Source organism: Massilia sp. Masssp94 (assembly GCF_059491305.1).
On sequence record NZ_CP168501.1, the window covers coordinates 6,949,775 to 6,963,905 of the forward strand.

Genomic DNA, 14,131 nt, shown 5'->3' on the forward strand with positions numbered 1-14,131 from the left:
TCTGAGCTTCTTCCCCTTACGGGGTCGAGCCCCCTCCCTATTAGGGGAGTAATGGTGCCTCGGACCGGGGTCGAACCGGTACGCCGTGAAGCGCAGCATTTTAAGTGCTGTGTGTCTACCAATTTCACCACCGAGGCGTCACTCTACTATGATCACTCCGTGACCATATCGCTTACGCGATTTAGGCCATCCCCGCGTTAACGATCGAACGCTGCGCCGGACTTAGGTACCCATTTCGTCATTTAGTCCCCTCGTCGGGGCTGTGCCACGACGGAAAACTATGGTGACCCTTAAAATCTTGATCAACATCATCGTGGAATGGGGCCTCGGTGTCCTTTCCCCATCGATACGGTAGACCGCACTCTGACTAGGATTCGAGCAGTTTAGCTCTTACCATATCCGTTCTACCTGCCACGCCGGGAAAGCGGACACTTTTCCCTTTGTGACTTTTCACGTCATGCTACAGTCCCTTACGAGGTTTCCCTCTCAGGTAAGACGCTGGTTTAGTCACTCTGCTTTCAGTGACATTGCATGCCTGCAACTACGTTCCATCGCCCTCTACGGGCGCACTTTTAAGTCCCGGGTGTCTACCAGTTTCACCATCCGGGCAGCGCGCCAAATTCTAGCACAGCCAGACCCGATCAGGGTCGAAATTGCAATATTGACCGCGATGGCGCGGGTGTCATTCCGGCTTGAAGGTCAGGTCGGCGTGCCCCGGGTCATCCCGGTGACGACCCGGCGCAAGCGCATGAGCCGCGCGCGCGACACCCCGAGCCGGAACGTCAAGGCCAGCACCGCCGCGCGCGGCCGGCCGGAGTGGCGGAACGCCAGCCACAGGCAGGACGCGGCGCGCCGGTCGTCGAGGACGAACAATCCATAGGCCGCCCACCACATCTTGTCGGCCCACAGCGCGCGCTGTTGCCGCGTCAGGCGGCCCGAGCGCAACCATTTCTGGCGGATCAGGAAATTCGAGTGGTGATACCAGGCGCTCGGCTGGGCAAACACGGTACGCACGACGGACGTGGCCACGATACGGTAGTGCGCCACGACCTCGGGCTGGAAAGCGAAGGCATAACGGTCCGCCAGCCGCAGCCACATGTCGTAGTCTTCGTAATTCAGGCGTTCGTCGTAGCCGCCGACGGCCTCCAGTGCGTCGCGCCGGATCAGCGTCGCCATGGCGGGGATGAAATTGCCGTTGGCCAGCCTGCTGAAGATCCGTCCCTGCGGCGGGTCGGTGACGCCATGCGCCTCGATGAAGGGTTTGGGGAGCAATTTCCCCGCTTCGTCCATCTGCCCGGCATCGGCATAGATGACGGCCGTGTCGGCGTCGAGCGATTGCGCCAGCGCCACCTGCGATTCCAGCTTGTGCGGCAGCCATGTGTCGTCGGTGGCGGTCATGCTGATGTACGTACCTTGCGCCAGCGCCAGCGCTTCGTTCAGCGAGGCGCAGATACCGCGGTTGACCTCGTGGCGGATGAAACGGGCCGCCGGATAATGCTCGGCCAGCCAGTTCGCGATGACCTGCGGCGAATGATCGCGCGAGCAGTCGTCGATCACGATCAATTCGAAGTCCTGGAACGTCTGGGCGCGAATGTTCTCCAGGCAGTCCAGCACGAAACGCTCGTGGTTATAGCAGAGGGCGATGACGGTGACGGTAGGGGTGTGCATGGATTGCCAATGCTCTAAATATAAGAACGATTGCCAGATAGTAGCCCAGCTGTAGGAAAATTCCTACTCGCTAACTGCCTGGCGTTGCGTACTTACATCGCTCGCCGTCCACGAGCCGTGCATCCGCGACCCGGTTCCGCCCGCCCCGCTTGGCCGCATACAGCGCCGCATCCGCCCGCTGCAACAGGCTTGCCAGCGACTCCCCGTCATCGAGACTGCCCACCCCCAGGCTGACCGTGTAGCGCACGGTCACGCCCCCTGGTCCGGCCACGGCGGCCTGTTCGAGCGTGCGCCGCAATTCGTCGGCGAGCGACATGGCCGCGTCCGCATCGGAATCCGGCAGCAGGACGCCGAATTCCTCCCCGCCCAGCCGGGCGCAGGTGTCGCCGCGCAGCACGGCGCCCGTCCGCGCGACGAGGTCGGCCAGCACAAGGTCGCCGACGGCATGGCCGTGGGTATCGTTGATGGACTTGAAATGGTCGACGTCGAAGATCAGCACCGACAGCGTCCTGCCCGCGCGCACGGCATCCGCGTGGGCGCGCCCGGCGCGGCCAAAGAAGGCGCGGCGCGACCAGGCGCCCGTCAGGTGGTCGTGTTCCGCCGCATACCGGGCCTGGCCGATCAGGCCGGCGTTCGCCATCATCACGGCGCCCAGGGTCAGCCCCGGCAGCGCCAGCGTGCCGAGGGCAAAGCAGACCAGGTTGACCGGCGAAGCGTCGAACAGCGCGACCTGGGCGTCATGGTGGGTCGCGTACATCAGCGCGCGCACCGCGTGGGCCGCCGCCAGGGTCAGCGCGGCGCCGAACGCGAACCGGATCGGATAACCGGCCCGGCCGGGCTGCGCCCAGGGCCGCAGCCCCCAGGCCATGGCGACGTACACGATGCCGTGAAACAGGGACGACAGCGCGACGCGCACCGCCATCGCATCCACGACGTAGTGGAATGCGCCCAGCGCCGCGGTCGACGCGGCCACCAGCACGGCCAGCGCACCGTACGGCGCCGGGCGGCCGAGGTGGCGCTGGAAGCCGGCATGCATCAGCGCCGGCGCGCACAGGAACAGCAGGTTCGCGATGTCGATCGACAGCACGTCCGCGATCCGCCCGCGGCCGGCGAACAGCAGCAGCGCCGCGATGGCCAGGACGTTCGCGACCGTCCACTCGCGCATGCCGGGCACCCCGCTACTTGCCAGCGAGCGCAGGACCATCAGCATGATCGCCGACAGTGCGATGGTGACAAATAATAGGAGTAAGGCGCTCAAATCGAAACGGGCTGGATGGGCTGGACGTGCAACACTGTCGAGACTGGCACGAGTCCCGGGAATCGCGCGCGAAATTGCGCGATAGCAATAAACCATGAGTTTAGCAAATTTGAGTCGAATGATCTTGCCGAGAAGGAACTATTCACGCGCTTTTCGGCAAAATCGTTGAAAAGATGCCCACCACGATGATGCAGAAACAACAGGGCGGCCGGTCCGCCGCGGCGCGCATCCAGGCCGTCGACGTCTTCCGGGTCCTGGCGATCGCCGCCGTCATCGCGCTGCACACCGCGCCGCGCGCAGGCCCCGACGCGGTCGGATTGCGCTTCGACGCCCGCACGGTGTGCGACCAGCTGGAACGCTTCGCCGTGCCGCTGTTCTTCATGTTGTCCGGCTATTTCTGGGCCGGCCGCTGCCAGGACCGTGCCGTATGCCGGACGGCCGGCGTGGCCCTCGCCCGGCGCGTCCTCGTGCTGTTCGTCGCCTGGTCCGCGATCTATTTCCTTATCACGGTCGCGGCGGTGGGCTGGGAAGCCGCCACGCGCCCCCTGCCCGGCCTGCCCACCCTGCTGCTGCAAGGCACCAAGGCCCACCTGTGGTTCCTGCCGGCACTTGCACTGGCGGCCCTCGTGACCGGCGTCCTGCTCGCGCGCGGCATGGAGCACACGCTCGTCGTCCTGGCGCTGGCGCTGTACGCAATCGGCCTTGCCGGCAAGGCGTATGCCGACACGCCCATCGGCTTCCACACGCACGTCAACATGCGCAATGGGCTGTGCTTCAGCCTGATCATGTTCGTCACCGGCGTCCGTCTGCAGCGCCTGGGTCCGCGGCCCGCATGGCGCCGGCTCGGCCCCGCGCTGGCGCTGGGCGGACTGGCCCTCCAGCTGGCGGAGGTCGCCTGGCTGCACGCACATTGGGGTACGAACATGGCACAGGATTTCGTGCTCGGCACCTATTTCTATGGTCTGGGCTTGACGATGCTGGCCCTGTCGGATCCGGCGCCGCTGCGCTGTCCCCGCCTCGCCGGGCTCGGGCCGCTGGTGCTGGGCATCTATGCGTCGCACTTCCTGTTCGTCGACCTGCTTGCCGGCCCGGATGCGCCGCTGCGCGCCGTCCCCGGCCGGGATATCATCGTCGTCGCCCTCGTCTTCGCGCTGTCGCTGGCGCTGACGGGATTGTTGTGGCGGTTCGCGCCCACGCGCCGCCTCGTCGCATGAATCCGGCGCCACCAAGTACGGACCGACCCGCACGGCGCGCCCTAACGGACGACCGGCGTCGCCCATCTGCGCTACCATCGTCCCATGTGTGGACGATTTGACCAAAGCCAGACCGCGCGCCATTACGCCAACCTGATCGGCTGGACCGACGCCGTGTTCGACAGCGAGTCGAGACCGACGACGAACGCGGCGCCCGGCACCTACCGCCCCGTCATGCACGTGCAGGACGGCGAGCAGCGCGTGGACGACGTGTTCTGGAGTTACCGCGCGAAATGGGCTGAAGGCAAGGTGCCCATCGTCATCAACGCCCGGCTGGAAAAGCTGGCCAACCGCTACTGGTCGCGGCTCGTCAAGAACGGGCGCGGCATCGTGCCCGCCGAGGGCTGGTACGAGTGGACGGGAGAAAAGGGCCACAAGCAGCCGTGGCACATCCACCGCAAGGACCACGCCCCGCTGTTCATGCTGGCCGTCGCCAACTTCGGCCCGTTCGAGGAGAACCGCGCCGAGGCGGGTTTCGTCATCGTCACGGACGACGCGTCCGGCGGCATGCTGGACATCCACGACCGCCGCCCCGTCGTGCTGGAGGCGGAAGACGCGAAACTCTGGCTCGATCCGGGCCTGTCGCCCCAGCAGGCCATCGAACTGGCGCGCCATGCGGCCGTGCCGGCGGATGCCTTCGAATGGTACAAGGTCAGCACGGCCGTCAACCGGGCCGGCGCCGACGGGCCGGATATCACCCGGCCGCTCGACGACTGACGTATCCCAAAGTCAACAATTGCAGCAAGTCACCTTCACAACGACAGCTGAGAACCATTATCGCAAACGCCGTTATGAGCTAGGTCGTATCGAATGTCGCAACCAAGCGCGGCGATCGATGGTCATACGAGACCGCAAGACATGACGAAAGGGTTGCGCAATGGGTGACTACCTGAGGATCCAAGAAATGTTGAAGGAAGGCGAAGCCTATGCCGGCCTGATACTCGGCAAGAACGGCGAGTCCGACTACCACCTGGTGCTGTTGCCGGACGAAGCGTCCGACGTCAGCTGGCCTGCCGCGCGCGAATGGGCTGCCGCGCGGCAAGGCGGGCTGCCGACACGGCGCGAACTCGCCCTGCTGTTCGCCAACCTGCGCGAAGGTTTCGACCGCGTCTGGTACTGGTCGAACGAGTCCCACGACACACGGCCGCAACTGGTCTGGGGGCAGAATTTTGCCAGCGGCATCCAGACCGTGTATGGCCGTCCGTTCCGCGGGCATGCCCGCGCGATCCGGCGTATCGACGCCGGATGACGGCCACGGCAGGCGGTGCGCCGCCTGCCGCAGCGCTGCTGCTCTTACTTCGTCGTTTTCGCCTCGGTGAAGACGTTGGAGCGGCCAATGGGCTGATCCATGTTGGCCAGGAACCAGGCCGTCGTCGCCATGACGGCGGCGTGGCGGCGCAGGTTTTCCGGATCCACCTTATCGAAGGTATCGGCGGGGGTATGGTGATAATTGAAGTAATCGGACGAATCGATCCACGGTTCGAAGGTCGGCACGCCCGAATCTTCCAGGTCGTGCAGGTCGCCGGCACCGACGACGTCGTCGCGCCGGAATGCGCCCGCGCCCATCGGATACAGGGCCGCCTGCAGCGGCGCGAGCAGCTTCGCGCCGGCCACGCCGATGCCCGCGTGCAGGCCGAACGGACGGCCCGAGCCGCCGTCGTCCTCGTACGCCGCGAAATGCTTCTCGGCGAGCTTCTTGTTGACGGCGTCATACGTGTGCCCGCCGCGGCCGCCGTTCTCCTCGTTCATCCAGGCGACGACGCGGATCGTGCGGCGCGGGCGGTAATCCAGCTTGCGCAGCGTGTTGATCACTTCCATCGCGCTGACGACGCCGGACGCGTCGTCGTTGGCGCCGGTGGCGAGGTCCCACGAATCCAGGTGGCCCGACACGATCACGATCTCGTCGGCCTTGTCGGTGCCCGGCCAGTCGGCGATCACGTTGTAGCTGTCGGCGTCCGGCAGGATCTGCGGCGTCAGGGTCAGGTGCATCGTGACGGGTCCGCGCTTCGACAGGCGCGAAATCAGCAGCGAGTCTTCGATCGTGACGGCCGCCGCCGGGATGCGCGCATCGTCTTTGAGGAGCGTGGCGCCCGTGTGCGGGATGCGGTAAGCGGCACCGCCGACGGCGCGCACGAGGGCCGCCGCGGCACCCATCTCGGCCGCCATGCGCGGGCCGGCCCCGCGGAACGCGACGGCCTGGCCATACGCGGTGCCTGCCAGGCCGCGGTCCGCCATGTTCTGGTCGAACGGCACGTCGAACAGGACGATGCGGCCCTTCACTTCGGCCGCGCGCGCCTTCAGTTCTTCGAACGTGCGCACGACGATCACCTGGGCCGTGATGCCGGCGGCCGGGGTCGCGCCCGATCCGCCCAGCGCGGTCAGCACGATCTTTTGCGTGACGCCGGCGGGACGGCCCCGGTAGTCCACGAGCGCCCCCTTCTCTTCGCCGCGCACCCAGTGCGGCACCTTGACCGGTTGCAGCGTGACCTTGGCGCCCAGCTTGCGCAGCTCGTCGGCGACCTGCGTCACGGCGGCGGCGGCGCCGGGCGAACCCGACAGGCGCGGGCCGACGAGGTCCGTCAGGTCTTCCAGCCGCTGGTAGGCGTAATCGCTTTGCAAGGCCGTATCGCGCACCTTGGCGAGCGCGGCCGGATCATTACCGGGAGTGGCGGCGTTCGCGGTACTGCCCATCAGGCAGGCGGCGAGCAGGCTCAAGGCGGGGAGACGGAGGCGATTCATGCTTGCAATCCTTTGGTCGGTGGAAAAACCAAAACGATAACGCATCCGCTTGTTTTTGGGGAAATATATTGGCGTACTCAATCACACGCGGCCGGGCACCAGGCGCACGAGGGTGATCTCGGACGGCGCGCCGAAGCGTTTCGGCGGCCCCCAGTACCCGGTGCCGCGGCTCGTGTACACCCACAGGGAGCGCACGCGGTTCAGGCCGGCGACGAATGGTTGCTGCAGCGGCACGAACAAATTCCACGGGAAGAACTGGCCGCCGTGGGTATGGCCGGACAATTGCAGGTCGAAGCCGGCGTCGGCCGCGGCCGGCGCCGTACGCGGCTGGTGGGCCAGCAGGATGCGCACGGCGACGTCGTCCGGCGCGCCCGCGGCGGCGAGGTGCGGGTCGCTCTTGTGGGCGGGATTGAAATGCTGCGCCGTGTAATCCGTGACGCCGGCAATCATGAGCTTGGCTCCGCCCCGGTGCCGGATCACGTGCTCGTTCAGCAGCACGCGCAGGCCCAGGCGGCGCACTTCCGCGATCCATTGCTCGGCGCCGGAATAATATTCATGGTTGCCGGTGACGAAGAACGTACCGTCCGGCGCGGACAGGCGCGCCAGCGGTTCCGTGTGCAGGGCCAGGCGCTGCACGCTGCCGTCGACGAGGTCGCCCGTGATGGCGATGGCATCCGGCCTGAGCGCGTTGACCTTCGTGACGATGGCGTTCAGGTAAGGCCGGCGGATGGTCGGGCCCACGTGGATGTCGGAAATCTGCGCGATCGAATACCCGTGCAGGTCTTCCGGCAGGCCGTCGATCGGCACCTCGACCTTGACGACGCGCGCCACGCGGCGGGCGTTGACGAAACCGATGCACGTGATGGCCAGTGCGAGCAGCGGGACCGCGACGGCGCTGTCGTGGGTGAAGCCGGGCCCGCCCGCGCCGCCGAGCGCGAGCGCCAGCAGCAAGAGGTCGCGCAGCAGCGTCAGCACGAACAGCGAGGAAAACAAACCCATCGCGAGCAGCCCGGCCCACGTGAGCGGTTCGGTCCAGCGCGTGCGGCGCAGGCTCGGCGCGACGAGGCCGATGCGCACGAGCGCGGCCGACACGGCGAGCAGCACGACCCCCGCCAGCATGCCGATGACACCGGCGTCCAGCGCAGGCAACAGCCGCAGGCCGATATAGGCGTGCAACAGCACCAGGATGGCAAGGATGGAAACGAAAGAACGCCGACGGGCCATGGTAGGTTCGTACAGTCGATGACGCTTCCAAGATGGGGCGGCGAACGCCGACTGCAAGGCCTGCCTGTAACCGATGTTACCGGGGCGGAAGCAGATGTAATAATCTGTATTAACGCGTGGCAGCATACACGGATGTATCTATGATGATTGCATGCCTGGCGTAGTTGCGATCATCCCGATCCCCGTTGAGGCGCAAGGAACTAACCATGTTGAAGAAAAAATGCATTGGTGCCATGCTCCTGGCCGCAGCTGCCGTGTCCACCTCGGCAATGGCTGGCGATCGGGGGGTGAACACGGTCGTGGGCGCACTGGCCGGCGCCGCCATCGGCGGCAGCGTGGGTGGTCGCGACGGCGCGCTCGTCGGGGGTGCCATCGGCGCCGCGGTCGGCAATTCGGTCCGCACCAACGACGACTATTACTATCGCAACCGCGGCTACGCCTACTCGGGCGGCTATTCCGGCGGCTATTACCAGTCGGCACCGGCCTACGTCGAGTCGCGTCCGGTGTATGTGGAATCGCCCCGCTATTACTACAACTCGCGCCCGGACGTCGTCGTCGTCGAACGGGGCCGCGGCTACGACCACGACCGCGGCGGTCATCGCGGCTGGGACCGCGACCGCGGCGGCTACGACCGCGACCGCGGCGGCTGGGACCGCGGCCATGACCGTGGCTGGCACCGCTGATCGCAGCACCAGATCCGGGAACCGCGCCTCGTGCGCGGTTTTTTATTGCGCGTTCGCGTGCAGCCCGGCCGGCGCGGACGCAACGGCACGCGCGTCGGCTTTCAGCGCGGCCCACGTCCAGATGCCGCCCGCCAGGTCGACGAGGCCGAACAGCACGATCATCGGGCTGACCAAGCCGAGCAGTGCAAAGACGACGAACGCGGCGCACACGAGCGCACGCGTGTAGACCGATGCTTCCAGGAACGGCCGGTGCCTGGCGCCGATCCACGCGTAAATGCCGATATTGAATGCGAGTACACCCGCAACGCGGATCCACACCTCGGACGTGGAAGCGATGCCGAAGATCCCCAGCAGCACGTTCGGCGCGACGACGAGCACGGTACTGACGACGAAGACGTAGCAGGCGAATACCCGGGCACTGAACGTGGCTTTGGACATGGCTTCCTCGACTGGTTGTGATCACGGCAATCTTGTCGACTCTAACACGTTTTCTCCCTCCCCCCGCTATCCCCCGCCGAGGCGGCGCCGGCCGCCCGTTCGGGAGGCTACATGGTCGAGGCAGGCGACATCATCACGTTGACGGCGGGCGCCTGGCGCCTGCGGGCGCCGCTGGGCGGGTCCAGCTACGGCCAGGTGTGGCGCGCGGCGTCGGTGCTGGACGGCACGCCGGCCGCGGTGAAACTCGTCAACCGCGCGCAGATGGAGCTCGCATTGCCGTCCCAGCGGACCGTCTGGCGCGCGTGCTTCGAGGCGGAGATCGCTTTCCTGCGCGGCCTGCAGCCATGGGACCAGCGCCACATCGTGCGCCTGCTCGACAGCGGCGAACACGACGGCCAGCCCGCGCTCGCGCTCGAATTGCTGGACGGCGACCTCGCCGCCCACGTGGCGGCGTTGCGCAGCCGCGGCGACGGTCCTCGCATGGACCAGGCACTCGCGTGGACGGCGCAAGTGAATACCGCGCTGGCGAAAGTCCACCAATACGGCTGGCGCTACCTGGACCTGAAGCCGGCCAACCTGCTCGTCGATGCGCACACCGGCACGCTCAAGCTCGCGGACTTCGGCACCAATCGCCCCCTGCAGGACAGCGCCGCGCATTCGTATGCAGGCACCGCGGCGTGGCAGGCGCCGGAACAATTCTTTCCCGATGACGCCGGCCGCTACCGGACCGACGCGCGCAGCGACTATTTTGCACTGGGCGCCCTGCTCTACTGGCTCGTCGCCGGCATCCCGCTGCGCTTTTGCGCAGCCTGCGCGGACGCCTACCGGGCCCAGGGCACGGCGGGCGCCGCGGCACTGCGCGCACCCGCGATCCTCGCGCCGGACGAGGCCGCGCTGTTCGCCGGCCACGGTGGCGACGCGCCCGTGGCGCTGCTGCGCGCGCTGCTGGCACCGCGTCCGGAAGCGCGGCCCCGCCATGCGCTGGACATCAGCCGCCTGATCGCCCGCGCCGCGGCCGGCGCGAACCCGCTGCGGAGCGCCGCATGAGCCGCACCCGCCTCGCCGCCGGCACGCTGGTCGCCGCCCTGTGCGCGCTGCAGATGCTCGCGCTGCTGCGCGCGCCAACCGCGTGGCTGCCCGCGCAGGTCGCACTGACGGTGGCGCCGGGCGCGACGCTCGACGTCGACCACGCCGCCCTCGGCGCCCCCGCGGCGGATACGGGCCGCCTGCGGCTGGGGCGCGACCAGGATGGCACGTGGTGGGCGGCGGACGACGGCACGGGCGCCCCGCTGCGCGTCGAGGACGGCAGCCGCCAGCGCCGCAGCGGCAGCGTGGTCCTGAGGGCCGGCCAGCAATTCCAGTTGGGCGTGCTGCGCATGCGCGTCGACGCGGCCGGCGCGGACGCCGTCGACCTGGCGGCAGGCGGCACCCGCTGGCGCTACGACGGTGCCCTGCTGCGCCGCGACGGCACGCCGCAACCGGCCTGCCCCGACACGCGCTTCGCGGATGCGTGGAACCGGATCGCCCCGCACGCGCTGGCGTTCGGCCGCCCGCTCGTCTTCGGCGGCAACCTCGACTGCGGCAACCGCATCGCGATCGCGGGCCTGCCCCTGCACGCCGGCGGCATCGCGCGCAACGACGACGGTTTCCTGCTGGGCGCCGCACCCGCCGTGCCACTGCTGCTGGAAGACGAGCGCGGCGCGGCATTGCTGGCCGGCCGTCCGCTGCGGCTGGCGGCCGGGCAGACGCTCGTCGCGGGCCGCACCCGCCTGCTGCTCGCCCCGGGCGGCGACGTGCTGCGGCTGCATCCCGGCGGCCACGTCGCGCTGTATGCCGACACACGGAAGCGCCTGCCGGCCGGCGTCGCATGGGCGTGGACGCGGCGCGGCCCGTGGGACCTGCCGCCACACGCCGCGCTGCCGCTGCTGGCCGTCCTCGGGCTGGCCCTGACCGGCGCGCTGACGGCGTTCGTCCTGAACCCGGCCAGCCGCCTGCGCGCGGGTGCGGCGATCGGCCTCGCGCTGCTGCTGGCCGGCAGCAGCGCCGTCCTGTTCTGGCTGCAGCGCACCGGCACGCCGGCGGGCGCGGGCGTCGGCCTGCTCGTGGCATGGGCCGCGCTCGCGTTCGCGCTGCTGGCGCCGCGAAGGCTCGAACCCGTCCTCGCGGCCGCGCTGCCGCTGCTGGCCGTGGGCCTGCTCGCCCAGCTGGACCTGGGACTCGGCGCACCGGACACCGCCTGGCTGCGCCATTTCCACAAGACGGCGGCGCTGTTCGCGCTGGGCGCCGGCGCCGCGACATTGACAAGCGTCGTGCGTCCGGCGCGGCCGCTGCCGCAGGCGCGCATCGAGCTGGCGCTGTTGCTGCTGACCGGCGCCGCGCTGCTCGCGCTGTTGCTGCAGGTGGCGTACGGCGACGAGACGGGCGTGTTCGACCTGCAGCCCGTGGAATTCGCCAAGCTGGCGCTGGCCGCGCTGTCCGCCCACTGCCTGGCGCTCGCCTGCGCGGACGGTCCCGCACCGGGCGGCGCGTGGCGTCGTGCCCTTCGGGTCGGCGCGCCCGCGCTGCTGTTCATGCTGCTGCTGGGCGTCGCGCTCGTGCAGGTCGACGATTACTCTCCGCTCGTGCTGCTCGCGCTGTGGGGCGGCACGATGATGCTGGCACAGGCGCTGGCCACGCGCCGCCGCGGCACCGCGCTGGCGCTGGCGTGCGTCGCGCTGGCGGCCGTCGCGACGGTGGCCCTGTTGCGCGGCGCGGGCGCGGACGGCATCGCCCGCTGGGATTTTTATGCGGACCGCTTCCTCGTCTGGCTCGATCCGGGCACGCATCCGCACACGGGACAGCAGTTGCTGCTGGGCGCCCGCGCCATCGCGCACGGCGGCTGGGTGGGCGCCGACGGCGCGTTCGGCGTCACGGCGCTGGGCCGCGATCCGGGCTTTGCGCTGCGCATCCCGGCCGTGCAGGACGATTTCGCCGCGTCGTTCTACCTCGCGCGCCACGGGCTCGCGGCCGCCGTCGGCCTGTGGCTGCTGCAGGCGCTGTTCCTCGCCGCGCTGCTGCGCCTTGCCATGCGCTGCTGGCTCGCCGGGGCGAACGCGCGCGACTTCCGCGTGGCGTGGCTCGCGCGCCTGCGCTGCTTCTTCCTGGCCGGCGGCGCCGCGTTCGCGTTCGGCCACTTCCTGCTCTCGTGGGGCACGAACCTCGCGATCTTCCCGGTGATGGGCCAGCCGATGAGCTTCCTGTCGGCGGGCGGCTCGCACCTGCTGTTTTTCATCTGCCCCCTGCTAGGTGCCGCTGCCGCCAGCAGCCAAACTTTAGAGGAGAACGAATCATGCCGGTCTACGTCCAACATGAAGTCCTAGGCAAGATCAACGACGTCTTCGACGCCCACGCCATCTGGCAGGCGCCCGGGCTGGCGCTGTTCGCGCGCCGTCCGCTGCTGCGCGACCTGCTGGAACGCGCGCCGCGCGAACAGCGCGGACGCGCGGCGACGCGCTGCTTTTCCCACATCACGCTGATGCTGCCGCAGGAAGAGGTCGACGACGACCGCCACCTCACGCGCGGCGCCCGCGTGCGCGACCTCGCCGAGTCGCTGTCCGCGCTGCACCGCAAGGATTTCGGCGACCTGCTGCAGGGCGACGACGTCCGTTACCACGTCGTCGGCGCCGACCGCCTGGAGCCGGGCGAGGTCGAAGTGAAATTCGGCCATGCGGTGTACCTGCCCGCGCCGAGCGAGGCCGTGCAGTACACCGTCAGCGTGTCGCGCGACAGCGCCGTGTGGAAGACCGTCTGCCCCATCTACCCGAACCAGAGACTGACCCTGATCGGCCACGATGCGCACGAGGCGACGTACGCCGCGCCGGGCTGGCCGTTCGGCGCGGAAGGCGCCGTCCTCCTCATCAACGACGGACCGGACTCGCCGCTCGAAGTGCAGGTGCGGCCGAAGGACGCCTTCGACTGCGGCTACGACCCGGCCGTCGGCTACTGGACGATCAAGTCGCGCCGCGGCGCCGTCGACGCCACCGGCGCGGCGCTGCGCCTGCTGCTGCGCGTGACGCCGACCGCGACGAGCCGCGCGCCGGCGCCGGTCAAACCCGCCTCCGCCCGCCCCGCCGTCTGGAAACCGCGCGCCGCACCCGATCCCGAACTGACCGCGGTGCCGGTGGCACGCCCCCCGGCACCGCCAACGGTCGACGCAACGTACGCGCCCGTGTCGCGCCAGCGCGTCACGCTGGCCGCGCTGGCGCTGCCGCGGCTGTCGCGCTATCGCGAAACGGGCGCGCAGGCGCTCGAGATCAACCTGAACCGCGCGTTCATTCCGGCGGCGCAACCGTCGGACACCGTCATCGGCTTCGCCGTCGACGACCAGGACCAGCTGCAGGCGATCACCCAGGCCGGCCGCGAACGGATCGCCGCGCCGGCCGCGTTCAGCCCCGTCGACGGCACGCGCGTGGAACTGGCCGCCTGCGCACCGGCGCTGGCCGACCGCTACTGCGCCCTGCTCGTGCTGCCGCAGCCGCCGGCGCTGCCGGTGGCGCCCGGCGCGCGCTTCACGTTCGGCCGGGGCGCGCCCATGCTCGCGGCGCTGCGCGTCCTGGATTCGCCGGCCTTCCTCAAGAATGCAGCCGGCACGCCGCCGTCGAGCGCCGACCGCCTGGGCCTGTCGCGCGACGCGTTCAGCTTCGAAGCGGGGCCGGACGGCTGGCGGATCGCGCGCCTGTCGCCCACGCAGGCCTTGTACCACCTCGATGACAAGCTGGCATTCGTCGCCGCGATCGACACCGCGACGCCGGAACAGCCGTACCGCCTGCCGGCCGGGCACCACCTCGTCGCGGGCCATTACGTGCTGCGCTTCGATGCGTGAGGCGGCC

At 69.0% G+C, this 14,131-nt stretch carries 12 protein-coding genes and 1 tRNA gene; 7 read left to right on the plus strand and 6 right to left on the minus strand.

The genetic code is table 11. The features are described from left to right. Window positions 1-52 precede the first annotated feature (52 nt). The 3 genes from ACEN9G_RS30485 to ACEN9G_RS30495 all read right to left on the minus strand — a co-directional run bounded on the left by ACEN9G_RS30485 (window position 53) and on the right by ACEN9G_RS30495 (window position 2,878). Window positions 53-137, minus strand: a tRNA-Leu gene (locus ACEN9G_RS30485). Window positions 138-699: 562 nt separating this feature from the next. After that, window positions 700-1,668: a glycosyltransferase family 2 protein gene (locus ACEN9G_RS30490; RefSeq protein WP_413342508.1), complete on the minus strand. Its 969-nt coding sequence runs from the start codon at window positions 1,666-1,668 to the stop codon at window positions 700-702. Between the two features lie 70 nt (window positions 1,669-1,738). After that, on the minus strand, window positions 1,739-2,878 hold the full coding sequence (locus ACEN9G_RS30495) for a GGDEF domain-containing protein (RefSeq protein WP_483127471.1): 1,140 nt from the start codon (window positions 2,876-2,878) through the stop codon (window positions 1,739-1,741). A gap of 233 nt (window positions 2,879-3,111) precedes the next feature. On the opposite strand from ACEN9G_RS30495, the gene ACEN9G_RS30500 reads away from it, so the two are divergent. The 3 genes from ACEN9G_RS30500 (at window position 3,112) to ACEN9G_RS30510 (ending at window position 5,428) form a co-directional block, all read left to right on the plus strand. Further along, window positions 3,112-4,140 (plus strand): acyltransferase, encoded by a 1,029-nt coding sequence (locus ACEN9G_RS30500; RefSeq protein WP_413342510.1) that lies wholly within the window; start codon window positions 3,112-3,114, stop codon window positions 4,138-4,140. A gap of 84 nt (window positions 4,141-4,224) precedes the next feature. Further along, window positions 4,225-4,896, plus strand: coding sequence for an SOS response-associated peptidase (locus ACEN9G_RS30505; protein ID WP_413342512.1), 672 nt, complete (start codon window positions 4,225-4,227; stop codon window positions 4,894-4,896). A gap of 187 nt (window positions 4,897-5,083) precedes the next feature. Further along, entirely contained in the window at window positions 5,084-5,428 is a 345-nt protein-coding gene (locus ACEN9G_RS30510; RefSeq protein WP_413342514.1) for an Lcl C-terminal domain-containing protein, read from the plus strand. Between the two features lie 44 nt (window positions 5,429-5,472). Here the strand turns inward: ACEN9G_RS30510 and ACEN9G_RS30515 are convergent, their stop codons facing one another. Both ACEN9G_RS30515 and ACEN9G_RS30520 read right to left on the minus strand, forming a co-directional pair. Then, window positions 5,473-6,918, minus strand: a complete 1,446-nt coding sequence (locus tag ACEN9G_RS30515; protein ID WP_483127473.1) for a M20/M25/M40 family metallo-hydrolase — start codon at window positions 6,916-6,918, stop codon at window positions 5,473-5,475. Window positions 6,919-6,999: 81 nt separating this feature from the next. After that, a complete protein-coding gene (locus ACEN9G_RS30520; protein ID WP_413345717.1) occupies window positions 7,000-8,142 on the minus strand; it encodes a metallophosphoesterase in 1,143 nt (380 codons plus the stop codon). Window positions 8,143-8,348: 206 nt separating this feature from the next. On the opposite strand from ACEN9G_RS30520, the gene ACEN9G_RS30525 reads away from it, so the two are divergent. Next, window positions 8,349-8,825 (plus strand): glycine zipper domain-containing protein, encoded by a 477-nt coding sequence (locus ACEN9G_RS30525; protein WP_413388323.1) that lies wholly within the window; start codon window positions 8,349-8,351, stop codon window positions 8,823-8,825. Between the two features lie 42 nt (window positions 8,826-8,867). Here the strand turns inward: ACEN9G_RS30525 and ACEN9G_RS30530 are convergent, their stop codons facing one another. Then, the gene (locus ACEN9G_RS30530) at window positions 8,868-9,263 is read right to left on the minus strand and encodes a hypothetical protein (protein WP_413346196.1); all 396 of its coding nucleotides are present in this window, start codon (window positions 9,261-9,263) and stop codon (window positions 8,868-8,870) included. Window positions 9,264-9,374: 111 nt separating this feature from the next. Here ACEN9G_RS30530 and ACEN9G_RS30535 point away from each other — a divergent pair, with 111 nt between their 5' ends. From ACEN9G_RS30535 to ACEN9G_RS30545, 3 genes are read left to right on the plus strand one after another with little or no spacing between them, the layout of a single operon-like run. After that, window positions 9,375-10,310: a protein kinase domain-containing protein gene (locus ACEN9G_RS30535; protein WP_483127474.1), complete on the plus strand. Its 936-nt coding sequence runs from the start codon at window positions 9,375-9,377 to the stop codon at window positions 10,308-10,310. Then, window positions 10,307-12,622 (plus strand): FtsW/RodA/SpoVE family cell cycle protein, encoded by a 2,316-nt coding sequence (locus tag ACEN9G_RS30540; RefSeq protein ID WP_495605498.1) that lies wholly within the window; start codon window positions 10,307-10,309, stop codon window positions 12,620-12,622. The genes ACEN9G_RS30535 and ACEN9G_RS30540 overlap by 4 nt, the downstream gene beginning before the upstream one ends. Continuing rightward, window positions 12,592-14,124 (plus strand): hypothetical protein, encoded by a 1,533-nt coding sequence (locus ACEN9G_RS30545; RefSeq protein WP_483127476.1) that lies wholly within the window; start codon window positions 12,592-12,594, stop codon window positions 14,122-14,124. The genes ACEN9G_RS30540 and ACEN9G_RS30545 overlap by 31 nt, the downstream gene beginning before the upstream one ends. Window positions 14,125-14,131 lie beyond the last annotated feature (7 nt).

Coding starts and splice junctions, on each gene's coding strand:
- ACEN9G_RS30490 (WP_413342508.1), bottom strand. CDS start 1,668: ATGCACACCCCTACCGTCACCGTCATCGCCCTCTGCTATAACCACGAG.
- ACEN9G_RS30495 (WP_483127471.1), bottom strand. CDS start 2,878: ATGCTGATGGTCCTGCGCTCGCTGGCAAGTAGCGGGGTGCCCGGCATG.
- ACEN9G_RS30500 (WP_413342510.1), top strand. CDS start 3,112: ATGATGCAGAAACAACAGGGCGGCCGGTCCGCCGCGGCGCGCATCCAG.
- ACEN9G_RS30505 (WP_413342512.1), top strand. CDS start 4,225: ATGTGTGGACGATTTGACCAAAGCCAGACCGCGCGCCATTACGCCAAC.
- ACEN9G_RS30510 (WP_413342514.1), top strand. CDS start 5,084: ATGTTGAAGGAAGGCGAAGCCTATGCCGGCCTGATACTCGGCAAGAAC.
- ACEN9G_RS30515 (WP_483127473.1), bottom strand. CDS start 6,918: ATGAATCGCCTCCGTCTCCCCGCCTTGAGCCTGCTCGCCGCCTGCCTG.
- ACEN9G_RS30520 (WP_413345717.1), bottom strand. CDS start 8,142: ATGGCCCGTCGGCGTTCTTTCGTTTCCATCCTTGCCATCCTGGTGCTG.
- ACEN9G_RS30525 (WP_413388323.1), top strand. CDS start 8,349: ATGTTGAAGAAAAAATGCATTGGTGCCATGCTCCTGGCCGCAGCTGCC.
- ACEN9G_RS30530 (WP_413346196.1), bottom strand. CDS start 9,263: ATGTCCAAAGCCACGTTCAGTGCCCGGGTATTCGCCTGCTACGTCTTC.
- ACEN9G_RS30535 (WP_483127474.1), top strand. CDS start 9,375: ATGGTCGAGGCAGGCGACATCATCACGTTGACGGCGGGCGCCTGGCGC.
- ACEN9G_RS30540 (WP_495605498.1), top strand. CDS start 10,307: ATGAGCCGCACCCGCCTCGCCGCCGGCACGCTGGTCGCCGCCCTGTGC.
- ACEN9G_RS30545 (WP_483127476.1), top strand. CDS start 12,592: ATGCCGGTCTACGTCCAACATGAAGTCCTAGGCAAGATCAACGACGTC.